Source organism: Streptomyces sp. NPDC096046 (genome assembly GCF_040303285.1).
In the GTDB taxonomy this organism is placed as follows: domain Bacteria; phylum Actinomycetota; class Actinomycetes; order Streptomycetales; family Streptomycetaceae; genus Streptomyces.
Map to the genome: position 1 here is coordinate 105444 of NZ_JBEOSZ010000003.1, position 22906 is coordinate 128349.

A 22906-nucleotide genomic window follows, 5' to 3' on the forward strand; every position below is an offset into this window, starting at 1 on the left:
CCTCGTTGTTTCGCGGCCGTGACGAAGGCGCCTGCTGTGTTACGCGTCGATGAACTGCCGGATTGCGGGCGCGCCGATCGTTATCGTGGCGCAACCTTCGGTTTCAGGCAGCCGTGGGCACACAGACCGGCCGCGGTCGGCCTTCCGATGACCTGGCATGGGGGAGCCGAGTCGGGCAGTTCGGGAGGGCCGGCCGCGGCCGGGGTTCCGGGGTGGTCGTGCGGTTTGATCAGACCGCTTCGGCGGCGGTCTCGGGCAGTTCGGCGGCGAGCCGCTCGGTGAGGTCGACGACCTCACCGAGGTCGCCGAAGTCGCGGGCGGCCGTGTCCACCGTCTTGCGGATGCGGGTGTTGACGCGCTCGGAGCGGACCTTCTTGGCGACCTGCATGGCATCGGCTGCGAAGACAGTGCTCCGCTCGGGCTCGCGCTGGAGGAGGTGCACCGTGGCCATGCCGATGAGGTTCAGTGCGTACGACCGCTGGTGCTCGCCGTCCTCGGCGAAGAGCTCCACCGCTCGCTGCATCAGCGGTTCGGCCAGCGAGGCGTAGGCGGGGCTGCGCCCGGCGACGTAGGCCAGGTCGCGGTAAGAGTGGGAGTTCTCGCCGTACAGCTCGGCCTCGGAGAAGAAGCGGATCCAGTCGGGGTCGGGCTCGTCCCACTCGTCGGCCTCGGAGAAGGTGTCCTCCGCCATCCGGACCGCCCGCTTGCACTTGCCGGGCTGCCCCATGTTGGCGTAGGCGCGGGCCTCCATCGCATACAGCATCGACTGGGTGCGCGGGCTCGCGCAGTCCCGGCTGCCGTACTGCGCGAGGTGGATCAGTTCCAGCGCGTCGTCGGGCCGCCCGAGGTGGATCATCTGGCGGCTCATGCTGGACAGCACGTACGAGCCGAGGGGCCGGTCACCGGCCTCCTTGGCGGCGTGTAACGCGAGGACGAAGTACTTCTGCGCGGTCGGCTGGAGCCCGATGTCGTACGACATCCAGCCGGCCAGTTCGGCGAGTTCGGCGGCGACCTTGAACAGCCGCCGGGTCGTGGCCTGGGGCTGGGGTTCCTGGAGGAGGTCCGTCACCTCGTGCAGCTGCCCGACGACCGCCTTGCGGCGCAGGCCGCCGCCGCACTGGGCGTCCCATTGCCGGAACATCACCGTGGTGGACTCCAGCAGGTCCAGCTCCGGCTTGGAAAGCCGGCCGCGGGCGCGCCCGGAACCGGCGTCGGGCTCGGAACGGGGGGCCGGCGGCGAGGGGACCAGCCAGCGCTGCATGGGTTCGATGAGGGCCGGGCCCGCAGCCAGGACCAGCGAGCTCCCGAGGAAGCCGCGCCGCGCCAGCATCAGGTCGCTGCGCGAGAACTCGCTGAGCAGGGCCACGGTCTGCGGGCCCGTCCAGGGCAGGTCGACGCCGGTCGCGGACGGTGACTGGCGCGCGGTGCGCAGCCCCAGGTCCTCGACGGAGACGACGACGCCGAAGCGCTCCGAGAACAGCTCGGACAGGATTTTGGGGATCGGCTCGCGGGGGTTCTCGCCGTCGAGCCAGCGACGCACACGGGAGGTGTCCGTGGAGATGTGGTTGGCGCCCAACTGCCGTGCCCTGCGGTTGACCTGGCGGGCGAGCTCGCCCTTGGACCAGCCGCTGCGCGCGAACCAGGAGGTGAGCAGCTCGTTCGGGCGCTTGTCAGCGTGCGTCGCGCTCGCAGCGTTCGTCCCGCTTCCGCCGTTGCCGCTCACTGGAACGCCCCCATCCCTGAGACCACTTGTCGCCGAGTGCGCCAAGCCCTATCAGCATGCCGGTTCGCACGGCCGTCCGTCCGGCCCTTGTCACCCTTCGAATGGAATGACGACTTGCCTCCGGCATACCCGCGAGCGCAGATGCCCCCAGGCCTCGTGCACACAAAGTAATCCTACGATCACCCGTCCGGCCACGACTCACACGGAAACGCCACCATTCGCCACCCCATTGAATGAACTCCTGTACGCCTCAGCGCGATTCACTTGACACAGCACGACCGGGAGCGGGTGCAGCGATGCACCCAGGGGCGCGCATTGTCGGGCGCGCCACCCCGGGCGCATCCGGGCACTGAGTGAACCGGCCACCACCGGGAAGGCCGAAACGGAGAGTCACGTATCGCGTCCGCAGCGTAACCACCGGTGCGTCGGACCCGTTGGAGGGGGCATGGGCTTCACGATCGGCATCAGCCGGGGCATGCGCGACATCCGGTCCGGCTCACGCCGCCGCGGCCGCACGTCGGACGGCACGGCCGTGGCCGAGTACACAGGGCTGTGGGGCTGGGACGTGGTGCCGGGGGCCCGGGCCTCGGCGGGCGCCTGCTCCTGCGGCCGGGGCGACTGCCCGGCGCCGGGCGCGCACCCACTGGACTTCGCGCCGGTGCTCGCCGCCGGCGCCACACTGGACGACGTGACCGAGATCTGGGGCGAGTTCCCCGGCGCCTCGGTGATGCTGCCGGTGGGCCGGACGTTCGACGTCGTCGAGGTGGCGGAGCCCGCCGGCTGCCGTGCGCTGGCCCGGCTGGAGCGCATGGGCCTGCCCGTCGGCCCGGTCGCGGCGACCCCGGACGGCCGCGCGCACTTCTTCGTCGCCCCCGGCGCCGCCGCCGATCTGCCCGGCCTGCTCTACCGCATGGGCTGGGACGACCCGGACTCCCTCGACCTGCGCGGCCTCGGCCCCGGCACGCACATCACGGCACCGCCGTCCGACCGCGGCGGTCTGGGCCCGGTGCGCTGGCTGCGCTCCCCCGCCCTGGACTCGGCGTCCCACCCGCCGGAGGCCCGCCTGGTGCTGGGCACCCTGGCGTATGTGGCCCACCGGTCGCGGGCCTGACCACGCCGCGAACGTACACAGCGAAGCGCCCGCCCCCGACCGCGTCCGGGGGCGGGCGCTTGTGCGACGCGCGGATCGCGCGGTACGGCTGAGGGGAGGTCACTCCCCGATAAGGGCGTCAACGAAGGCCTCCGGCTCGAACGGCGCCAGGTCGTCCGCGCCCTCGCCGAGCCCGATGAGCTTGACCGGGACGCCCAGCTCGCGCTGGACCGCGACCACGATGCCGCCCTTGGCCGTGCCGTCGAGCTTGGTGAGCACGATGCCGGTGATGTTGACGACCTCGGAGAAGACCCGCGCCTGGACCAGGCCGTTCTGGCCGGTGGTGGCGTCCAGGACGAGCAGCACCTCGTCGACCGGGGCCTGCTTCTCCACGACCCGCTTGACCTTGCCGAGCTCGTCCATGAGCCCGGTCTTGGTGTGGAGGCGGCCGGCGGTGTCGATGAGCACGACGTTCGCACCCATCTCCTTGCCCTCCTTGACCGCGTCGAACGCCACGGAGGCCGGGTCGCCGCCCTCGGGTCCGCGCACGGTATGGGCGCCGACGCGCTCGCCCCAGGTCTGCAGCTGGTCGGCCGCGGCGGCCCGGAAGGTGTCGGCGGCGCCGAGGACGACGCTCTGGCCGTCGGCCACCAGGACACGGGCGAGCTTGCCGGTGGTGGTGGTCTTGCCGGTGCCGTTGACGCCGACGACCATGACGATGCCCGGCTTGCGGTCCTCCGGCTCGGTCTTGACCGCGCGGTCCAGGTCACGGCCGACCAGCGTGATCAGTTCCTCGCGGAGCAGGGTGCGCAGTTCGTCGGTGGTGCGGGTACCGAGCACCTTCACCCGCTCGCGCAGCCGCTCGACCAGTTCCTGGGTGGGCTGCACGCCGACGTCGGCGGTGAGCAGCGTGTCCTCGATCTCCTCCCAGGTTTCCTCGTCGAGGTGCTCGCGCGACAGCAGGACGAGCAGTCCCTTGCCGAGGGCGTTCTGCGAGCGGGAGAGCCGGGTCCGCAGCCGGACCAGGCGGCCGGCGGTCGGTTCCGGGATCTCGATCGCGGGAGCTTCGGCGGGCGGCTCCTCGACTACGACCGGAGCCGAGCCGTCCGGGAGATCCACCTCCTCTATCGTGCGCCGCGGTTCCTCCCGCGGCGTCTCGGCCTCTTCGCCGACGTGCGGCTCGGCCGGTGGGGCGGTGATGTCGGGCGCTGCGGGCGGGGGCGGGGGCAGCTGCTTCTTGCGTCGGCTGCCGACGATGAGCCCGCCGAGCGCGCCGATCACGACCACGGCGATGACTACAGCAAGGATGACGATGTCCATAACGCGTCCAGTATCAGTCATGGGGCCCCGGGTCACCCTGCTCGCACCGCCCCGGAACGCCGCGGGCCGCCGGATCTCCACACCCCTGGATGTCTGACGCATCGTCAGCTAACGTCCCCCGGACACCCGCCCGGCGGAGGGAGACGCCCCATGCCCGTCACGGTCGCACGCTTCAACCTCGTCGCTCCCGGGGCCGGCCCCGCCGAGCTCGGCGCCCGGTACCGGGCGGCCCTGGAGATGGCCGCGTACGCCGACGACCGGGGCGTCACGACGGTGCAGACGGAGGAGCACCACGGGGCGGACAACAACTGGCTGCCGTCGCCGTTCGCCTTCGCGGGGGCCGTCTTCGGCGCCACCCGGCGCGTCGCGGTCACCGTCTCGGCGATCATCGGCCCGCTGCACGACCCGCTGCGGCTGGCCGAGGAGATGGCCGTGCTGGACCTGCTGAGCAACGGCCGGCTGGTGACGGTCGCCGGCATCGGGTACCGGCCGCAGGAGTACGACCTGTTCGGCGTGGACTTCACCCGGCGCGGCGCGCTCCAGGACGAGCTGCTGGAGACCCTGCTGAAGGCGTGGACCGGCAAACCCTTCTCCTACCGGGGCCGCACGGTCCGCATCACCCCGCGCCCCTTCACCGAACCGCACCCCCTGCTCCTGGTCGGCGGCTCCTCCAGGGCCGCCGCGCGCCGGGCCGCCCGGCTCGGTCTGCCCTTCTTCCCGAGCGCGCATCTGCCGGAGCTGGAGGCGTACTACAAGGAGCTGCTCGTCGAGTACGGCACCGAGGGCTGGGTCATGATGCCCGCCGCCGAGACTCCGCTGCTGCACGTGGCCGAGGATCCGGACCGGGCCTGGGCGCGGTACGGCCGGCATTTCCTGCACGAGGCGCGGACGTACGCCTCCTGGCAGTCGGGTGCGGTGCGCTCCGCCGTGAAGTCGGCCGCCACGACCGTGGAGGAGCTGCGCACGGAGGGCGTCTACCGGATCCTCACCCCGGACGCGTGTGTGGCGCTGGGACTGGACTCCTATGTGCTGCATCCGCTGGCGGGCGGGATGCCGGTGGAGGAGGGATGGCGCGGTCTGCGGCTCTTCTGCGAGCAGGTGCTGCCGCGGCTGGGGAGCTGACGCCCACGGATGTCCGGTGGCCGGCCGGGACGCTCCGGTGCTGCACTGACGCCGCGAGTCTCTCGGTCGATGTGTTCCTGCGCGAACCGCACGGACAACGGCGGATACTCGACGTCCCCGAGGGGCGCGACGACTCGGCCGGGTTCGAGTCCTGGCGCGAAACGGTGTGGGGATCACCGCCGGTGCGCCCGCTGGGGCCCGGTTCCTGCCGGTGCTCGCCGATGACGACCTGGAGGTCGAGGCCGGGGACGTGGTGGAGTTCCTGCGCGAGGTGACGCCGCTGCGTGATCACCTCGATGCCGTCGCCGCGACCCCACGCCACCCGCGGAGGCTCGCCGAGCACCGGGAGGGGCTCGTGCGTCGCCTGCGGAATCCGGAGGTGGCCGCCCTGCACGCCGGGGTGATCGGGGGCGGCGTCCTCGTCTGGTGACCCGACGGACCACCGCCCCGGCTCGGGCAGTGGCCGAACCGGGGCGGTGGCGGGTTACGGGGAGAGGGGCAGCGGGGACTTCGGCCCGTCTCCCCGAGTCGGGGGAACGGGTCAGCCCATCTCCTCCAGGGTCTTGCCCTTCGTCTCCTTGACGAATTTCAGCACGAACGGGATCGAGAGCGCGGCGAAGGCGGTGTAGATCACGTAGGTCGCGGAGAGGTTCCAGTCGGCCAGCGACGGGAAGCTCGCGGTGATGGCCCAGTTGGCGATCCACTGGGCGGCGGCGGCCACGCCCAGCGCGGCGGCGCGGATCCGGTTCGGGAACATCTCGCCGAGCATGACCCAGACGACCACGCCCCAGGACAGGGCGAAGAAGAGGACGAAGATGTGCGCGGCGATCAGGGCGATCCAGCCCTGCGCGGCCGGCAGCTTGCCGTCGACGAGGTGGTACGAGAACGCCCAGGCCTCCAGCGCGAGGCCGACGACCATGCCGACCGAGCCGATGATCGCGAGCGGCCTGCGTCCGATGCGGTCGACGAAGATCATCGCGATGACGGTGCCGAGGATGTTGATGATCGACGTCGTGAAGGAGTAGAAGAACGAGGCCGTCGGGTCGACACCCACCGACTGCCACAGCGTCGCGGAGTAGTAGAAGGCGACGTTGATGCCGACGAACTGCTGGAAGACCGACAGGCCGATACCGATCCAGACGATCGGCTTGAAGAAGAAGCTGCCGCCCAGCAGGTCCTTGAAGCTCGACCTGTGCTCGCTCTTCATGGCGCCCTCGATCTCGGCGACCCGGGCGCCGAGGTCCACGTCCTTGCCCTCGACCTCGACGAGGATCTCCCGGGCGCGCTCGTGCTTGCCGACGGAGATCAGGAAGCGCGGGGACTCGGGGATGGCGAAGGAGAGCAGCCCGTAGAGGACGGCCGGGACGACCATGACGCCGAGCATGACCTGCCAGGCCTCCAGGCCCATCAGCTTGCCGCGCTGGTCACCGTCGGCGGCATGCAGCAGACCCCAGTTGACCAGCTGCGAGACGGCGATGCCGATGACGATCGCGGCCTGCTGAAAGGAGCCGAGCCGGCCGCGGTAGGCGGGCGGGGCGACCTCGGCGATGTAGGCCGGGCCGATCACGGAGGCCATGCCGATGGCGAAGCCGCCGACGACGCGCCAGAAGGCGAGGTCCCACAGCGCGAAGGGCAGCGCGGAGCCGACGGCGCTGATGGTGAAGAGGACCGCGGCGATCTGCATGCACCGGATACGGCCGATGCGGTCGGCTATGCGGCCGGCGGTGGCGGCGCCGATGGCGCAGCCGATGAGGGCGATGGCGATGACCTGGGCCAGGGCTGCTGAGCCGACGTCGTAACGGTCGCGGATGGCCTCGACGGCGCCGTTGATCACGGAGCTGTCGTAGCCGAAGAGGAAACCGCCCATGGCGGCCGCCGCGGCGATGAAGATGACGTGCCCGAGATGATCGGGGTGAGCCGTCCCGGCTCCTGACTTGGATGCCTGCGCTGTGCTGGTCACGTGTACTCCTCGGCCACCGGCAACGCTGCCGGAGGGGATCAGCCCTTCGAGGTGCCACCTGAAGGTACCTGAAGGTAAAAGGAACGGTTCCGAGACTATGTCTTCAAGTTTCGAAGTCAATAGTCGGTTCCCGTGAAACGGGCGCAAGACTGTGTCAATCATGTGTTCAAGAAATGAAGCCACCGAGGAGCCGCAGGTGGGCGGGTGTAGAACCCACGCATCTATCGCAGGCGCTGGCTGATGACCTTCGACACACCGTCGCCCTGCATGGAGACGCCGTAGAGCGCGTCGGCGACCTCCATCGTGCGCTTCTGGTGGGTGATCACGATCAGCTGGGAGGCTTCCTGGAGCTCCTGCATGATCCGGATGAGCCGCTGGAGATTGGTGTCGTCGAGGGCGGCCTCGACCTCGTCCATGACATAGAACGGGCTGGGCCGCGCCTTGAAGATCGACACGAGCATCGCCACCGCCGTCAGCGACCGCTCCCCGCCCGAGAGCAGGGACAGGCGCTTGACCTTCTTGCCCGGCGGCCGCGCCTCGACGTCCACACCCGTGGTGAGCATGTTGCCGGGGTCGGTCAGCACCAGCCGCCCCTCACCACCGGGGAACAGCCGGCTGAAGACGCCCTCGAACTCCCGGGCCGTGTCGCGGTAGGCCTCGGTGAAGACCTGCTCGACGCGCTCGTCGACCTCTTTCACCACCTGCAGGAGGTCCGCGCGCGTCTTCTTCAGGTCCTCGAGCTGCTCGCTGAGGAACTGGTGGCGTTCCTCCAGCGCCGCGAACTCCTCCAGGGCGAGCGGATTCACCTTGCCGAGCTGCTGGTAGGCCCGCTCGGCGGCCTTGAGTCGCTTCTCCTGCTCGGCCCGGAGATACGGCCGGGGGCGGTTGCGCGGGTGCTCCGGGTCCTCCGGCAGCTCCTCGCCCTCGGCGGGGGGCGAGGGCGGCACGAGCTGGCGCGGCCCGTATTCCGCCACCAGTCCGGCCGGTTCGACACCCAGCTCCTCCAGCGCCTTGGTCTCCAGCTGCTCGATGCGCAGCCGCTTCTCGGCGCCGAGTACCTCGCCGCGGTGGACCGAATCCGTCAACTTGTCGAGCTCGGCCTTGAGGTCGCGTCCCTCGGTGCGGGCGCGGACGAGTTCTTGCTCCCGGCGGGCCTTGGCCGCCTCGGCGGCGGTGCGCTCCTCGTCGGCCCGGGCCAGGGAGACCTCGATGTGCGCGAGCAGTTGCCGGGCGCCCGAGCCGACGGCCCCGGCGACGGCCGCCTCGTGCCGCAGCCGGGCCCGCCGCTGCTCGGCACGCGCGCGTGCCTCGCGCTCCGCACGGGCGGCCCGATCCAGGGAGTCGGCCCGGCCCGCCAGGCCCTTGACCCGTTCCTCGTGCGTACGGACCTGGAGGCGTGCCTCCATCTCGGTCTGGCGGGCGTTGGCACCGTCGGCCGCGAGCCGGTCCCGTGCGGAGGTGTCGGGCTCCTCCTCGATCGGCATCTCCTCGGCGACGGCGAGCCGCTCGGCGAGTTCCTCCACCTCCTGGAGCGCCCTGTCGAGGGCCTCCTGCGCCCGGGCCGCGGCGGCGGCGGACCGCTCGGCCTCTCCCGCCGCTCCTCGCGCCTGTCCGGCGAGCCGGCCGAGCTGCTGGGCGACGGACGACTTCTCCCGGTCGGCGGCCCGGCGCCGCTCCCCCAGTTCCTCGACCCGCGCGGCACACTCCGTGCGCCGCTCGGCGGCCGTGTGCTGGGCCTCGGTGAGCTCCTCGCAGCGGACCGCCAGCTCTTCGAGCTCGGCGGCGGCCTCGTCGACGGAGGCCTGGACCTCCAGCAGGCTGGGGGCGCCGGCCGAGCCGCCGTGGGCGAAGTGCGCGCCCAGCAGGTCGCCCTCGGCGGTGACGGCGGTGAGGCCGGGATGGGCGTAGACGAGGTCTTCGGCGTCTTCGAGGGTGTTGACGACGACGATGCCGTGCAGGAGGCGGCGGACGGCCGGCATGAGGCCGGAAGGGCCGCGGACCAGTTCCGCGGCGAAGGGGTGACCGGCGTCCGTGGGCCCGTCGGGGACCGCCGCCCCTCCGGGGTGAGCGTCTCCCGCCAGGAGCAGTGCCGCCCGGCCTCCGTCCTGTTTGCGCAGGAGTCTGATCGCGTCCGCCGCCGATGCCGGGCTCGTCACCGCGATGGCGTCCGCCGCAGCCCCGAACGCCGCGGCCAGGGCGACCTCGTGCCCCGGGGTCACCGTGAGCAGTTCCGCCGCCGGGCCGAGCAGGCCGGAGAGGCGGTCCTTCGCCGCGAGCAGTATCCCGGTGCCGTCCTTGCGGCGCAGACCGAGTGCCAGGGTCTCGTGACGGGCCTGGGTGGCGGCCCGCTTGCGTTCGGCCGCCGTGGCGTCCTCGCGCGCTGCCGTGAGGGCGGCCTCCGCCTCGGCCAGCCGCTGTTTCGCCGCCGCGTGCAGCTCGGCGAGCTCCGCGTCGCCGGTTTCGAGGCCGTCGACCTCGGCCTTGAGTGCCTCGTACTCCTCCTGGGCGGCGACGGCACGTTCCTGCGCCTCGTCGCGTGTGGCGGCCAGGCGTTCGATCTCGGCCTGGGCGGAGGCCGCGCGCGAGCGGGCGGCGTTGACCTGGCCGCCGAGCCGGGCCAGCCCCTCGCGCCGGTCGGCGATGGCGCGGGCGGCGTCCTTCAGACGCCGTTCCTCCTGGGTGAGCGCGCGTTCCAGCTCGGCGCGGTGGGCGACGGTGTCCTCCAGGGCGCGTTCGGCCGCCTCCAGGGCCGCTTCCAGCTCGGCCTCCTGCTCACGGATGCGGACGGCCTCACGCTCCATGTCCTCGGGGTCGCGTCCGCGCCGCTCCTCGGGGGGCGCGGAGGTGGCACTCTTCACCCGGGCGTCGGCCAGCGAGATCGTGCCGCGCACCCGTTCGGCGAGCTGGGAGAGCTCGTACCAGGTCTGCTGGGCCCGCTGGAGGCGCGGTGTGAGTTGCCGGACCTCGTCCTCCAGCAGGGTCTCGCGCTGGAGCGCCTTGCGCAGCTCCTGTTCCGCGGACTCCTTGCGCTCCTTCAGCGCGGCCTCGTCGGCGACCTCGGCGTCCAGGGCTTCCCGGAGCCGTACGAGGTCGTCGGCGAGGAGGCGCAGGCGGGCGTCGCGCAGGTCGGCCTGGATGACGGCGGCCCTGCGGGCGACGGCGGCCTGGCGGCCGAGCGGCTTGAGCTGGCGCCGGAGTTCGTCGGTGAGGTCCTGCACGCGGGCGAGGTTGGCCTGCATCGCGTCCAGCTTCCGCAGCGCCTTCTCCTTGCGCTTGCGGTGCTTGAGGACCCCGGCGGCCTCCTCGATGAAGGCGCGGCGGCCCATGGGGTCGGCGTGCAGCACGGAGTCGAGCTGGCCCTGCCCGACGATCACGTGCATCTCGCGGCCGATGCCGGAGTCGGAGAGGAGTTCCTGGATGTCGAGGAGACGGCAGGTGTCGCCGTTGATCTGGTACTCGCTGCCGCCGTTGCGGAACATGATCCGCGTGATGGTGACCTCGGCGTACTCGATGGGCAGGGCCCCGTCGGAGTTGTCGATGGTCAGGGACACCTCGGCGCGGCCCAGCGGGGGGCGGCCGGTGGTGCCGGCGAAGATGACGTCCTCCATCTTGCCGCCGCGCAGCGACTTGGCGCCCTGCTCGCCCATGACCCAGCTGAGCGCATCGACGACGTTGGACTTGCCCGAGCCGTTCGGTCCGACGACGCACGTGATCCCCGGCTCGAACCGGAGGGTGGTCGCAGAGGCGAACGACTTGAACCCGCGGAGGGTCAGGGCCTTGAGGTGCACGCCGCCGGACTCTACCGCCCGGGTCGGTCTCACTCCATGAACCCGCGGTTTCGCCGTTGAACACGCAGGGCACATCAGACGTTGAAGACGGTAAAAGGATGCGGGGGCAAGAAAGAAGGGACGCCGACAGGGCGTCCCTTGCACTTCTGACAACTAGGCGGTTGTGACGGGCGGCCCAACCACTGCTGTGCTGTTGTGGAGCGATGCAGTGATCAGGTGAGCGCAGGCTCCGCCTGGTGTGCGTCAACGCTCTCCATGATCCTGTCGTGAGAAGCGGCAGCCGTCAGCGCTTCGTTCTCGGCCTGGATTCGTCCGAGCTCGGATTCCAGGTCCTGGACGCGCTGCTGGAGCCGTCGCATCTCGGCGAGGAGTCGCGGGTCGGAGCCGCCGACGTAACCGAGAAGCGCCTTTGCCATGATGGATGGTCCTCCACAATGCGTGACCGACCGCTGCGGTGTGGGTCGTGAGGGATTCGCACCCGCGGTCTTGGCAGGGCCTGGAGTTGTACTGCCGTTCAGCCATGCCAAACAGCTAAGGTGCGCGGGGCTTTCAGCGTCTCACCAAAAAGTTTGACGGTCAACACGATCACGCCCCGTATTGGGGGTGACCCGGGCGCGTGCGGCCTGGAACGGCCGTACTGCGGCTTCTGCGGGGCCCTCGGGGCGTGGCGATCATCCTTGCGTGTGGAGCGGGCCAAGGCAAGCGGTTCCGGCAATCACCAGGGAGTTTCCCTCCGGGGCGGTCGTCTGCGAGCCGTTCGCGGGCGGTCTCGGCAACCGTCCGGCGCGGGTGATCATCGGATGGCGAAGCCGTCATAACCGCCGCGAGGTGTGTCCCAGATCTCGGTGACGCCGTCCACGCGGCCGGGCGTGTCGTCACTCCGGAGCCACTCCAGCAGCCCTTCACAGCCCTCGCGCCCACCCTCGGCGACCACCTGGACCCGCCCGTCGCCCAAATTGAGAGCAAAACCACTCAGGCCGCCGATCTCCAGCGCCTTGGCCCGCGTGAACCAGCGGAAACCCACACCTTGGACGCGTCCGCGCACCCAGGCGACCAATCGCACATCCTCGCTCATGACTGCAACCTAACCGCCCATTCTCCCTCCGGGCACTTCCTCCACTTGCGCCATGCGGTACCGTCCCCCCTCAACGAATCTCATATGAAACTCACACGATCGAGTGAGTTTGGTGTTGATCTCGAGGACGAGTCGACCGCCAGGACGAGGAAGGCCAGGACATGGGACGCCACCGACGCTCCGACGCCGGCCGCGCCGCCACGGGCCGCGCCACGGGAACCACCCACGCCGACGGTTTCGCGGAGGGCCACGATCCGCTGCACTCCGGCACGGACGACGCCCCGGCGATGGGCATCGCGCCCTATCTGAACCCGGAGGCGTACGCCCACGGCTACGCGAGGAGCGAGGCCTACCTGTTCGGGGCGGAGGCGGCCGCCGCGGGGAACCGCCACGAGGACACGGCCGTGTTCGCCAGCGACGGCTTCGCGCCCGACGGCGGCGCCCGGCGCGCGGGTTCGCACCGCCGCCCCAAGAAGACCGCCCGGCCCGTGCGCACCGGACTGCTCGGTGTCTCCGCCGCCGTCGCCCTCGGCACGGTCGCGGTCGCCACGGGCGCCGTGCCCGGCCTCGAGAACTACCAGCTCGGCGGCAACGGCGGGGCCGACAAGGTGCAGGCCGGGGACACGCCGACGAACACCCCGATCGAGCAGGGCGGCACCTCCGGCAGCGCGGAAAGCCGCGACGAGGCGTCGACCAGCCGGAACGCCGAGCGGGCCGGCTCGCCGTCGCCGTCCGCCTCCAAGTCGTCGGCCGCGCCGACGAAGACGCCGGAGAAGCCGGAAAAGGCGCGGGAGAAGACGCCGGAGAAGAAGAAGCCGGCGGCCACCCCGAGCGAGAAGCCGGACGACACCCCCTCGCGCACGGCAACGAAGGCGCCGAGGAAGCCCAGCGCTTCCGCCGCCCTGTCCGGCGAGTCCGCCGCCGCGGCCCAGGTCCTCAGCCTGGTGAACGAGGAGCGGGCCAAGGTCGGCTGCAGCCCGGTCGCCGCCAACAGCGCCCTGACCGACCTGGCCCAGGGCTACAGCGAGGACATGGCCGCGCGGGGCTTCTTCGACCACACCGACCCGGACGGGCGCACGCCCTGGGACCGGGCCGAGAAGGCCGGGATATCCAGTCTGGGCGGTGAGAACATCGCCCGCGGCCAGGCCGACGCCGCTGCCGTGATGGACGCCTGGATGAACAGCCCCGGCCACCGCGCGAACATACTGAACTGCGACTTCAAGACGCTGGGCGTCGGAGTCGAGCTCGGCTCGGGCGGCCCCTGGTGGACCCAGAACTTCGGCTACTAGGCCCCGCGACGACGCTCAGGCGGCGGCCAGGCCCTTGAGGAAGACCCTGGCCGTCTCCGCCACACGGCGGCCCAGGTGCTCGGCGGTGGCGATGTCGGCCTTGTGGACGGCCTCCGGGCCCTCGTCGGCGTTGGTCTGAGCGGCTGCGCCCAGGAAGACGCCGAGACGGTTCAGGTCGTGCTCGGAGCCGGTGCTGCTGTTCCAGCCCGGGAGCAGCCCGAGGCTGACCCAGTGCATGCCGAGCTGCGCGGCGAGGATCTGGAAGTACTGCAGGGTGTGCAGCTTGTCGCCGCTCTTGGACGCGGAGTTGGTGAAGCCCGCGGCCAGCTTGTCCTTCCAGGCCTGGATGGTCCAGCGCTTTGAGGTGGCCTCCGCGAAGGTGTGGAAGGCACCGGACGCGGTGCCCATGTAGGTCGGCGATCCGAACACGATGGCGTCCGAGCGGTCGAGGATCGCCCACTGCTCCTCGGTGATCTCGTCGACCTTGATCAGATGGACCTCGGCACCGGCTTCGACGGCACCGGCGCGGACGGCCTCGGCGATCACGGCGGTGTGGCCGTAGCCGGAGTGGTAAGCGAGGGAGACAACAGGGGTGGTCACGTGAGAACTCCTGAAAGAGGCAGGTCGCTGACAATGACCAAAGGAAAGCACTAACCTCTAGTTAGTGCAACCTGTTGGTTAGCGCTGCGCTGACGTAGGCTGGGCATATGACCACCACCCAGGAGCTCGCCGAAGGTCTCGACGACCTCCCGTACAACGTGTTCGCCAAGGCCTGCCCGTCGCGCGGCACGCTGGAGCACATCACGGGCCGCTGGGGCGGCCTCACGCTCGGCGCCCTGTACGAGGGCTCGCTGCGCTTCAACGAGCTGCGCCGCCGCGTCGACGGGGTGAGCGAGAAGATGCTGTCCCAGACCCTGCACGCCCTGGAGCGCGACGGACTGGTCCACCGCGAGGCCCAGCCCACCAACCCGCCCCGCGTGGACTACGAACTGACCCCGCTGGGACGCGCCGTGGCCGAACGCCTGCTCGCCCTCATCCACTTCGTGGAGGGCAACATGGACGACGTCCTGGCCGCGCGCGAACGGTACGACTCCGCTAGGGCGTGACCCGCGGCGGCCGCTGGCACTTCGGGCAGAAGTAGCTCGACCGGTTCATCCAGGGCCGCCGCCGCATGGGCGTGCCGCAGCGCCGGCAGGGCAGGCCCTCCCGGCCGTACGCGTCGAGCGACCGGTCGAAGTAGCCGGACTCGCCGTTGACGTTGACGTACAGGCTGTCGAAGCTGGTGCCGCCCACCGCGAGGGCGGCGTTCATCACGTCCCGCACATGGCCCAGGAGCAGCAGGGTGCGCGGGCGGGTGAAGGTCGCGGTCGGGCGCTCGTAGTGGATGCGGGCGCGCCACAGCGCCTCGTCCGCGTAGATGTTGCCGACGCCGCTGATCAGCGACTGGTCGAGCAGGGCGCGCTTGATCGTGGTCCGCTTGCGGCGCAGCGCCTGGTGGAAGGCCTCGTCGTCGAAGAGCTCGTCGAGCGGGTCGCGGGCGATGTGCGCGATGACGTCGGGCAGGCCCTCGGGGGTGTTCTCGTGCAGCGACAGACCGCCGAAGGTCCGCTGGTCGACGAAGCGGAGTTCGGTGCCCAGGGCGTCGGTGAAACGGACCCGGATGCGCAGGTGCTTCTCGTCCGGGGCCGTGTGCGGCTGGACCAGGAGCTGGCCGCTCATGCCGAGGTGGGCGAGGATCGACTGGTCCGTGTCCTCCAGGGGCAGCCACAGGTACTTGCCGCGACGGCTGGGAACGCCGATGCGGTGGCCCTTCAGGCGGTGCGCGAAGTCTTCGGCGCCCGCGAGGTGGCGGCGCACCGCGCGCGGGTGCAGCACCTCGGCCTCGGCGACGGTCCGGTGGGCGACCCACCGCTCGAGACCGCGCCGTACGACCTCGACCTCGGGCAACTCGGGCATGGGGTCCCCCGTCACAAACCTGCGGATGACCCGAGCGCCCGCCCCGGGCAGGGGCGGGCGCTCGGGTGCGCTGTACACCTGCCGCCCGGTGCGGGGCGGCGGTCAGCCGTCGACGGCGGCGTCGACGGCTTCGTGGGCGGCCTGAGCGGCTGCCGTCTGCGTCGCCTCCGCGGCTTTCGCCGCCTTGGCGCGCTCGTCCGCCGCGGCCCGGATGGACCGCCATGCGGACTCGGCGGCTTGCTGCTCCGCCTCCTTCTTGCTGCGGCCGGTGCCGGTGCCGTACGAGACGCCTCCGACGCGGGCGGCAGCAGTGAAGGTCTTCTCGTGGTCGGGTCCGGTCTCCGTGACCAGGTACTCGGGAACGCCGAGCCCCTCGGTCGCGGTGAGCTCCTGGAGACTGGTCTTCCAGTCCAGGCCGGCTCCGAGATTCGAGGACTTCTCGATCAGGGGATCGAACAGGCGGTGCACGAGCTCCGCCGCCGAGTCCAGGCCCTGGTCGAGGTAGACCGCGCCGATCACCGCTTCGAGGGTGTCGGCGAGGATGGACGCCTTGTCCCGGCCGCCCGTGCCCTCTTCACCCCGGCCGAGCCGGATGAAGGAGCCCAGGTCGAGCCCGCGGCCCACTTCGGCGAGTGCACGCGAGTTGACCACCGCGGCCCGCAGTTTGGCCAGTTGGCCTTCCGGCAGGTCGGGGTGGATGCGGTACAGCGTGTCCGTGACCACGAGGCCGAGGACGGAGTCCCCGAGGAACTCCAGGCGCTCGTTGGTCGGCAGACCGCCGTTCTCGTATGCGTACGACCGGTGGGTCAGTGCGCGCACCAGAAGGGCGGACTCGAGCTTGTAGCCGAGCCGCCCTTCCAGAAGCGTGTGGGACGAGGCCTGGTTGTTGTCCGCCGGAGCACTCCCGCTCACACGGGAAGACTTGTTCTTGGGCGTGGACACAGTGCCTCTCACCAGCCGCTCAGACCTCGAGGACCTGGCGCTTGTTGTAGGTGCCGCACGACGGGCACGCGATGTGCTGCAGCTTGGGCTCGTGGCAGCGCTCACACGCAACCAGGGTGGGGACCGCAGCCTTCCACTGCGACCGGCGGTGGCGCGTGTTGCTGCGCGACATCTTCCGCTTCGGAACAGCCACGGCTACTTCTCCTGCTTCTCGTCGACGCCCGCTTCGGCGCCGCTCATCTCGTCCTTCTCGCCGTCCTTCATGGTGCCGGCGAGTCCCTGCAATGCCGCCCAACGAATGTCGACGGCGTCGTGGTGGTGGTCCGGGTCGTCCGCCAGCCGCGCGCCGCATTCGGCGCACAGACCGGGGCAGTCTTCCCGGCACACCGGCTGCATCGGCAGTGCGAGCACCACCGCATCACGCAGCACGGGCTCGAGGTCGAACAAGCCGTCCTCGAGGAAGAGCATGTCCTCGTCGTCCTCGGCGTCGTCGCCCGGTTCCGCGATCACGCGGCCCCGGTCGTCGGCGTCAGGGTACGAGAACATCTCCTGGAAATCCGCTTCGAGCTGCTGCTCGAGCGGCTCCAGACACCTTACGCACTCCCCTTCGGCCACGGCACGGGCGGTGCCTGTGACGAGCACCCCTTCCATGACAGACTCCAGGCGGAGTTCGAGCTCCACCGGGGCGCCTTCCGGCACTCCGATGACTCCCTTGAGACCGAGGTCGCTGGGGGCGTCGACCGTGCGGGTCAGGCGCTGCAGCGCACCAGGCCGCCGGCCCAGCTCGTGCGTGTCGAACACGAGGGGGTTGCGGTGGTCGAGGCGGGCGTTCAGAGCCATTCCTGCTTTCGATCCGTGAAACTCGGGGAACCGCCGCCCTTCGGTGTTCCGGGCAGCTTTGATCGCGGACGTACGCGCGACCGAAGAGCCAGGATACTGGACCATTCGCTGTCGGCCCAATCCGGTGCTCAGCCCTGGCCGCGGCCCTGCTCGTAGGCGCGCAGCTGCTCGGCGCTGATCATGCTGGTGTCGAAGAGGCTGGTCTCGTCGAGGGCGTACCCCTGCTGGGCCTGCTGCGCCTGGTGCACCTGCTGCTGCGCCTGCTGCTGCGCCTGGTGCGGGTCGTAGACGGCCTGCTGGGGGTCGTAGCCCTGGTAGGCGTAGGGATCGGCCTGCGGGTAGCCGTACTGGTCCTGCTGCGCGGCGTAGGCCTGCTGCGGGTAGCCCGCGTACGGGTCGGGCTGCTCCTGCTGCTGGTCCTGGTAACCGTACGCCGGCTGCGGCTGCGCGTAGTCCTCCTGCGGCGCGGGCCGCTCGGCCGGGGGCTTCTCCGCGAGTCCGGCCAGGTCGGCGAGGTAGTCGGCGTCGCTGGAGTGCTGGACGGTGCTCGTGTCGAGGGCGCCGAGGTCGTCGGTGGCGATCCGGCCGTGCAGCTTCTGCCGGCCGCGGCCGACCGCCTCCAGGGTCTTGGCGAGGACCGCCTCGAAGGCGCCGAGCTTGACGTCGACGTACTCGTCGGCGCTGCGGCGCTGGGTCTCCGGGTCGTGGCTGCGCTCGGGGGCGTCCTCGTCCTCGTAGCCCTGCTCGTCGGTGCCGGGGCCGGTGCCCAGGAGCTTCTCGCGGCCGCGGCCGACGGAGCCCAGGGTCTTGGTGAGGACGACCTCGAAGTTGGCGAGCTTGGAATCGACGTACTCGTCGGCCTCGGCGCGGATCTCCTCGGCCTCCTGGCGGGCCTCGGCGAGGATCCGGTCGGCCTCGGCCTGGGAGCGGCGGGCGATCTCGGTGCCGGAGATCAGCGAACCGCGCTCGGCGTGCGCGCTCTCGATGATCCGCTGGGCCTCCTGGCGTGCCTGCTCGACCATCTGCTCACGGCCGCCGATCAGCTCCTGCGCCTGGGCGAGGGAGTCGGGCAGCGCCGCGCGCACCTCTTCCAGCATCGCGAGCAGGTCGGCGCGGTTGACCACGCACGAGGCCGACATGGGCATGGACCGGGCGCCGGAGACCGCGGAGACGATCTCGTCGAGCTTCTTCTGCACGTCCACCGTGTGCTCGCCACTCTCTACAGATGCCTTGGAGACGGACGGGACGACTGTACGGCCCTGAGGCCGCCTCGGGACACCGGGTGACGGGCAGTCAGGACCCCGCGGGAGGGCCGGGGCGCCCTCAGTCCTTCCGCAGGCGCTCGGTGAGCTCCTGGAGGACCTCCGCCGGGACCAGGTGGGAGACGTCGCCGCCCCAGGTCGCGACCTCCTTGACCAGGGAGGACGACAGGAAGCTGTAGGTGGGGTTGGTGGGGATGAAGAGGGTCTCCACGCCCGAGAGGCCGTTGTTCATCTGGGCCATCTGCAGCTCGTAGTCGAAGTCGCTGACCGCGCGCAGGCCCTTGACGATGGCGGGGATGTCGCGCTGCTTGCAGAAGTCGACGAGCAGGCCGTGGAAGGCCTCGACCCGGACGTTGCCGTACTCGGTGGTGACCCGGCGGATCAGGTCGATCCGCTCCTCGATCTCGAACAGGCCCTTCTTGGCCTGGTTGATCATCACCGCGACGTAGACCTCGTCGTACAACCTGGAGGCGCGGGAGATGATGTCGAGGTGTCCGTTGGTGATCGGGTCGAACGACCCGGGACAGACGGCGCGGCGCACTTGTGATCCCTCGCTCTCCGGTCCGGTCATCGTGCGTCTTCGCACGTAGAGGCGGCGCGACCGTACCAAAACGTTCCCTCGCCGTAGCGACGGGCCCGGAGGGGTTCGAAACCCTCGGGCCACCGGAACGCACCGCCTCTGGTGCTGCGCTCCACGGTGACGAGGGCTTCCCCGGTGAGCCAGCCCTCCATGCGGAGTGTGAGGAGGATCTCCCGGAGATCGTCGTCGGGGACGGCGTACGGCGGGTCGAGGAAGACCAGGTCGTACGGGTCACCGGGGGGTGGTGTGCGGATGATCTGTTCGGCTTTGCCTGGTCTGACCTCCGCGCCGGGCAGCCCGAGGCTCTTCACGTTCTCGCGGAGCGTGCGGACGGCTTTGGCGTCGGTCTCCACGAGGAGGGCGTGGCCGGCGCCCCGGGACAGGGCCTCCAGGCCCACGGCTCCCGAGCCGGCGTAGAGGTCGAGGACGCGTTCGCCTTCCAGGGGACCGCCGAGGAGTGACTGCCAGGTGGAGAAGAGACCTTCGCGTGCGCGGTCGGAGGTGGGACGGGTGCCGGTGCCCGGGGGCACGGCGAGTCGACGTCCGCCGGCTGTGCCGGCGATCACGCGGGTCATTTTCGGTCCTTGATCGTGGGCGGCTTTCGTATCAGTGTGGCTGGTCGCGCGGTTCCCCGCGCCCCTGAAGGCGAATGAGTCACCCTCACCCCTTGTCCAGGTACTGCTCCCTCTCCTCGTCCAGCAGGGCGTCGAGAGCCGTGCGCAGGCCGGGCAGGCCGGTCAGCTCCGGGTCGGCCGCCACCACCGCGGTCGCCTCCTGTCTCGCCTCGGCGATGATCTCCTCGTCCTCGATGACCGCGAGCATCCTCAGGGAGGTGCGAGTGCCCGACTGGGCCTGGCCGAGGACGTCGCCCTCGCGGCGTTGTTCGAGGTCGATGCGGGACAGTTCGAAGCCGTCGAGGGTGGCGGCGACCGCGCCCAGGCGCTGGCGGGCCGGGCTCGCCTCGGGCATCTCGGTGACCAGGAGGCACAGGCCGGGGGCCGAGCCACGGCCCACACGACCGCGGAGCTGGTGGAGCTGGGAGACGCCGAAGCGGTCGGCGTCCATGATCACCATGGCGGTGGCGTTGGGGACGTTGACGCCGACCTCGATGACCGTCGTGGCGACCAGGACGTGGGTCTCGCCGGCGGCGAAGCGGCGCATGACGGCGTCCTTGTCGTCGGGGTGCATCCTGCCGTGCAGGACCTCCACCCGGAGGCCCTGGAGGGGGCCCTTGGACAGCTGGTCGGCCACCTCGAGGACGGCGAGCGGCGGGCGCTTGTCCGCGGCGTCCGCCGGGGGCTGAGGGGCCTTCTTCCTGGCGGCCTTCTTCGGGTCGTCCTCCTCGTCGCCGATGCGGGGGCAGACGACGTACGCCTGATGGCCGTTCTCCACCTCCTCGCGGACCCTCTCCCACGCGCGGGACAGGAAGTGGGGCTTGTCGGCGGCCGGGACGACATGGCTGGCGATCGGCGAGCGGCCGGCCGGGAGCTGGTCCAGGACGGAGGTCTCCAGGTCGCCGAAGACGGTCATGGCGACCGTGCGCGGGATGGGCGTGGCCGTCATGACCAGGAGGTGCGGGGGCTGTTTGCCCTTGCCGCGCAGGGCGTCGCGCTGCTCGACGCCGAAGCGGTGCTGTTCGTCGACCACGACCAGGCCCAGGTCGTGGAACTGCACCTTGTCCTCGATCAGCGCGTGCGTGCCGATGACGATGCCGGCCTCGCCGGTGGTGAGGTCGAGCAGGGCGTGCCGCCGGGCGGCCGTCCCCATGGAACCGGTGAGCAGCACCACCTTGGTGGCCTGTTCGGACCCGCCCAGCATGCCGCCCTCGGCCAGCTCGCCCATCATCTCGACGATGGACCGGTGATGCTGCTGAGCGAGCACTTCGGTGGGCGCGAGCATGGCGGCCTGGCCGCCCGCGTCGACCACGGCGAGCATGGCGCGCAGCGCGACCATGGTGTTGTGGGTGACGGTGAAGTTGTCGGTGACGTAGGCATGGCTGGGGTGGGCGACGCTGATGCACTGGACGGGCTTCCGCCCCACGTACTCGACCGCCCGGATGCCGCGCCGGAACGTGTCGTACTTCGGCCTCGGACGCACACGACCGGCCTTCCGCGCGAGCCGGAACGGGGCGTACTCGTCGGGCAGGGCGACCGAGACGTCGTAGGCCGACTTCTTCCGGAGCACCCGTGCCCGGCCGCCGAGAGAACGGACGAGCCAGGCGACGTCCTCCGCCAGCCGGCGTGAAGCGGAGCAGAGGGAGATGCTCATGCCGTCGGCATCGACGGTGCCGTCGGTGTCCATGAGCCCTTGCAACAGTGCGAGACGGTCCTTGATCGACGCGTTCTTGAAATCGTCCGGGACGAACTTGCCGTGGGACGTCGCTCCCCACAGGCCCAGTTCACGCAGGGCCTGGATCACGGGGTTCCGCAGTCCTCCGGCCCGCTGCATGAGCTGAATCGTGTAGTCGCAGCGGGCTCCCCTCAGCGCTACCAGCCGACATGCAGGCGCCACCGCCGCGGCCACCGCGTCATGAATCTCCGCGTCCATGGTGGAGAGCCGGAGATGGTGCCTGAACGAACCGTCCCCCAGCAGTACACCGAGCAGGTACGGGTCGAGGGGCAGACCCGCGTCCCCGCCCAGATCGACCGGCTTGGCCGCTGGGATGTACCACTTCGATGAACCGTTGGCCTTGAAGGTGTCGAGACGGATCTCCCGAGTCGTCATGACCTCGGGTGCCTGGCGACGATGCCATGCGCAACCGGTGCCGACGATCCAGAGGTGCTCGTCATCGCACTCGACGGCACTCCCGTCGGACAGAACGATGCGCCACACGTCACGTTCTCCCTGAGGGAAGACACCGTCGATCAGCGCGATCTCCCCGTCCGGCACCACCACCTCCTCACCCACACGCAGGTCGCCCATGCGACGGAAGCCCGAGGGGGTGAGTACCAGCGAGTCGAGCGGCTGGGCCTTGCCCGAGCCGACCTCCCCCTGCAGCAGCCGGTGCATCGGGTGGTCGGTGGCCAGGTCGTCGAAGATCTCCCGGGAGACGCGCTGCTGGCCGTCGGTGAGGGTGAAGGGGAGACGGGCGTCGAAGGCGGTGAGGAGGCCGTCGGGGGCGGGCTTGCGGGGGACGGCGGGGAGCAGGGCGTCCGCGTGGCGGCGGCGGGCCAGGGCGACCTGGAGGACGAAGGCCTCGTCCCACTTGAGGCGGGAGCGGGCGTCCTCGATGTCCGCCTTGGTGTGCGGGCGGTGGATCTTGAGGAGGGCCTCGGGGAGGGGCACCAGGCCGCGGCCCTGACGCAGGGTTTCGGGGAGCGGGTCGACGGCCTCCTGGGCGGTGGGCAGGACCGTCTGGATCGCCTTGCCGATCTTCCAGGACTCCAGCTTGGCGGTGGCGGGGTAGATCGGGATCAGGGCGCCCGCCCAGGTCTCGACGGACTCCTCCGGGTCACCGCGCAGCAACTCGTAGGCCGGGTGGGCGAGTTGGAGGCGGCGGTTGAAGACGGAGACCTTGCCGGCGAACATCGCGCGGGTGCCCGGCAGGAGTTCCTTGTGGGGCTTGTGGACTCCGGCGCCGAAGAAGACCAGTTGGAGCCGGCCGCTGCCGTCCGTGATCGTGACCTCCAGACGCTGGCCCTTGCCGCGCGGGGCCTTGGCGGAGGCGAAGGTGTGCAGGCGGGCGTCGGCGACCTGCGCGACCACCGTGACGTGCTCGTCCATCGGAAGGTCGGCGAGGTGGGTGAGCTGGCCACGCTCCTCGTACCTGCGCGGGTAGTGGTGGAGGAGGTCGCCGACGGTGAGCAGGCCGAGGTGCTCGGCCATCACCTTCGCGGTGGCGGGGCCGAGCACCGACTTCAGCGGTTGGCGCAGGGGTTCTTCCAGTGCGGGCACGAGATCCATTGCACACCACGGCACTGACAATGGCTTCCAGGCCGCGGCCGGATCGCCGTAAAGAT

General features: G+C 70.8%; 20 protein-coding genes. 5 read left to right on the forward strand and 15 right to left on the reverse strand.

Going from position 1 to position 22906, the window contains the following annotated elements; translation table 11 throughout:
* Positions 1 to 229 precede the first annotated feature (229 nt).
* Complete coding sequence (gene nsdA / locus ABTX62_RS04285; RefSeq protein WP_352114750.1) at positions 230 to 1723, reverse strand: transcriptional repressor NsdA; 1494 nt, start codon at positions 1721 to 1723, stop codon at positions 230 to 232.
* Between the two features lie 445 nt (positions 1724 to 2168).
* Here nsdA and ABTX62_RS04290 point away from each other — a divergent pair, with 445 nt between their 5' ends.
* Positions 2169 to 2834 (forward strand): bifunctional DNA primase/polymerase, encoded by a 666-nt coding sequence (locus ABTX62_RS04290; protein ID WP_352114751.1) that lies wholly within the window; start codon positions 2169 to 2171, stop codon positions 2832 to 2834.
* 99 nt (positions 2835 to 2933) lie between these two features.
* On the opposite strand, the gene ftsY is transcribed toward ABTX62_RS04290, so the two are convergent.
* On the reverse strand, positions 2934 to 4133 hold the full coding sequence (ftsY, locus tag ABTX62_RS04295) for a signal recognition particle-docking protein FtsY (RefSeq protein ID WP_352114857.1): 1200 nt from the start codon (positions 4131 to 4133) through the stop codon (positions 2934 to 2936).
* A gap of 150 nt (positions 4134 to 4283) precedes the next feature.
* Here ftsY and ABTX62_RS04300 point away from each other — a divergent pair, with 150 nt between their 5' ends.
* Together ABTX62_RS04300 and ABTX62_RS04305 are read left to right on the forward strand one after the other, a co-directional pair.
* On the forward strand, positions 4284 to 5255 hold the full coding sequence (locus ABTX62_RS04300; RefSeq protein ID WP_352114752.1) for an LLM class flavin-dependent oxidoreductase: 972 nt from the start codon (positions 4284 to 4286) through the stop codon (positions 5253 to 5255).
* A gap of 166 nt (positions 5256 to 5421) precedes the next feature.
* Positions 5422 to 5685 (forward strand): hypothetical protein, encoded by a 264-nt coding sequence (locus tag ABTX62_RS04305; RefSeq protein WP_352114753.1) that lies wholly within the window; start codon positions 5422 to 5424, stop codon positions 5683 to 5685.
* Between the two features lie 111 nt (positions 5686 to 5796).
* On the opposite strand, the gene ABTX62_RS04310 is transcribed toward ABTX62_RS04305, so the two are convergent.
* From ABTX62_RS04310 to ABTX62_RS04325, 4 genes are all read right to left on the reverse strand, one after another.
* Positions 5797 to 7215 carry a sugar porter family MFS transporter gene (locus ABTX62_RS04310; RefSeq protein ID WP_352114754.1) on the reverse strand — a complete coding sequence of 473 codons (1419 nt, stop codon included), beginning with the start codon at positions 7213 to 7215 and terminating at the stop codon, positions 5797 to 5799.
* 221 nt (positions 7216 to 7436) lie between these two features.
* Positions 7437 to 11003, reverse strand: coding sequence for a chromosome segregation protein SMC (smc, locus tag ABTX62_RS04315; protein WP_352114755.1), 3567 nt, complete (start codon positions 11001 to 11003; stop codon positions 7437 to 7439).
* Positions 11004 to 11215: 212 nt separating this feature from the next.
* The gene (locus ABTX62_RS04320) at positions 11216 to 11419 is read right to left on the reverse strand and encodes a hypothetical protein (RefSeq protein ID WP_030852030.1); all 204 of its coding nucleotides are present in this window, start codon (positions 11417 to 11419) and stop codon (positions 11216 to 11218) included.
* Between the two features lie 377 nt (positions 11420 to 11796).
* Complete coding sequence (locus ABTX62_RS04325) at positions 11797 to 12078, reverse strand: acylphosphatase (RefSeq protein ID WP_283970225.1); 282 nt, start codon at positions 12076 to 12078, stop codon at positions 11797 to 11799.
* Positions 12079 to 12239: 161 nt separating this feature from the next.
* Between ABTX62_RS04325 and ABTX62_RS04330 the strand changes: the two genes are divergently transcribed.
* Positions 12240 to 13367 (forward strand): CAP domain-containing protein, encoded by a 1128-nt coding sequence (locus ABTX62_RS04330; protein ID WP_352114756.1) that lies wholly within the window; start codon positions 12240 to 12242, stop codon positions 13365 to 13367.
* A 15-nt stretch (positions 13368 to 13382) separates the two neighbouring features.
* On the opposite strand, the gene ABTX62_RS04335 is transcribed toward ABTX62_RS04330, so the two are convergent.
* Entirely contained in the window at positions 13383 to 13967 is a 585-nt protein-coding gene (locus ABTX62_RS04335) for a flavodoxin family protein (protein ID WP_352114757.1), read from the reverse strand.
* A 107-nt stretch (positions 13968 to 14074) separates the two neighbouring features.
* On the opposite strand from ABTX62_RS04335, the gene ABTX62_RS04340 reads away from it, so the two are divergent.
* The gene (locus tag ABTX62_RS04340) at positions 14075 to 14473 is read left to right on the forward strand and encodes a winged helix-turn-helix transcriptional regulator (protein WP_283970222.1); all 399 of its coding nucleotides are present in this window, start codon (positions 14075 to 14077) and stop codon (positions 14471 to 14473) included.
* Here the strand turns inward: ABTX62_RS04340 and mutM are convergent.
* The 8 genes from mutM to ABTX62_RS04380 form a co-directional block, all read right to left on the reverse strand.
* Positions 14463 to 15323, reverse strand: coding sequence for a bifunctional DNA-formamidopyrimidine glycosylase/DNA-(apurinic or apyrimidinic site) lyase (gene mutM / locus ABTX62_RS04345; RefSeq protein ID WP_352114758.1), 861 nt, complete (start codon positions 15321 to 15323; stop codon positions 14463 to 14465). The genes ABTX62_RS04340 and mutM overlap by 11 nt on opposite strands.
* Positions 15324 to 15425: 102 nt before the next feature.
* On the reverse strand, positions 15426 to 16277 hold the full coding sequence (gene rnc / locus ABTX62_RS04350; RefSeq protein ID WP_502997900.1) for a ribonuclease III: 852 nt from the start codon (positions 16275 to 16277) through the stop codon (positions 15426 to 15428).
* 7 nt (positions 16278 to 16284) lie between these two features.
* Positions 16285 to 16458, reverse strand: a complete 174-nt coding sequence (gene rpmF / locus ABTX62_RS04355) for a 50S ribosomal protein L32 (protein ID WP_007493396.1) — start codon at positions 16456 to 16458, stop codon at positions 16285 to 16287.
* Positions 16459 to 16460: 2 nt separating this feature from the next.
* Positions 16461 to 17105, reverse strand: coding sequence for a YceD family protein (locus ABTX62_RS04360; protein WP_352114760.1), 645 nt, complete (start codon positions 17103 to 17105; stop codon positions 16461 to 16463).
* Positions 17106 to 17233: 128 nt separating this feature from the next.
* Positions 17234 to 18307, reverse strand: coding sequence for a F0F1 ATP synthase subunit B (locus tag ABTX62_RS04365; protein WP_352114761.1), 1074 nt, complete (start codon positions 18305 to 18307; stop codon positions 17234 to 17236).
* A 121-nt stretch (positions 18308 to 18428) separates the two neighbouring features.
* A complete protein-coding gene (coaD, locus tag ABTX62_RS04370; RefSeq protein ID WP_283970217.1) occupies positions 18429 to 18908 on the reverse strand; it encodes a pantetheine-phosphate adenylyltransferase in 480 nt (159 codons plus the stop codon).
* Positions 18909 to 18934: 26 nt separating this feature from the next.
* Positions 18935 to 19522: a 16S rRNA (guanine(966)-N(2))-methyltransferase RsmD gene (gene rsmD, locus ABTX62_RS04375; protein ID WP_283970216.1), complete on the reverse strand. Its 588-nt coding sequence runs from the start codon at positions 19520 to 19522 to the stop codon at positions 18935 to 18937.
* Positions 19523 to 19607: 85 nt separating this feature from the next.
* On the reverse strand, positions 19608 to 22850 hold the full coding sequence (locus ABTX62_RS04380; protein ID WP_352114762.1) for a helicase-related protein: 3243 nt from the start codon (positions 22848 to 22850) through the stop codon (positions 19608 to 19610).
* Positions 22851 to 22906: the final 56 nt, after the last annotated feature.

Coding starts and splice junctions, on each gene's coding strand:
- ABTX62_RS04290 (WP_352114751.1), top strand. CDS start 2,169: ATGGGCTTCACGATCGGCATCAGCCGGGGCATGCGCGACATCCGGTCC.
- ftsY (WP_352114857.1), bottom strand. CDS start 4,133: ATGGACATCGTCATCCTTGCTGTAGTCATCGCCGTGGTCGTGATCGGC.
- ABTX62_RS04300 (WP_352114752.1), top strand. CDS start 4,284: ATGCCCGTCACGGTCGCACGCTTCAACCTCGTCGCTCCCGGGGCCGGC.
- ABTX62_RS04320 (WP_030852030.1), bottom strand. CDS start 11,419: ATGGCAAAGGCGCTTCTCGGTTACGTCGGCGGCTCCGACCCGCGACTC.
- ABTX62_RS04325 (WP_283970225.1), bottom strand. CDS start 12,078: ATGAGCGAGGATGTGCGATTGGTCGCCTGGGTGCGCGGACGCGTCCAA.
- ABTX62_RS04330 (WP_352114756.1), top strand. CDS start 12,240: ATGGGACGCCACCGACGCTCCGACGCCGGCCGCGCCGCCACGGGCCGC.
- ABTX62_RS04340 (WP_283970222.1), top strand. CDS start 14,075: ATGACCACCACCCAGGAGCTCGCCGAAGGTCTCGACGACCTCCCGTAC.
- mutM (WP_352114758.1), bottom strand. CDS start 15,323: ATGCCCGAGTTGCCCGAGGTCGAGGTCGTACGGCGCGGTCTCGAGCGG.
- ABTX62_RS04360 (WP_352114760.1), bottom strand. CDS start 17,105: ATGGCTCTGAACGCCCGCCTCGACCACCGCAACCCCCTCGTGTTCGAC.
- rsmD (WP_283970216.1), bottom strand. CDS start 19,522: ATGACCCGCGTGATCGCCGGCACAGCCGGCGGACGTCGACTCGCCGTG.
- ABTX62_RS04380 (WP_352114762.1), bottom strand. CDS start 22,850: ATGGATCTCGTGCCCGCACTGGAAGAACCCCTGCGCCAACCGCTGAAG.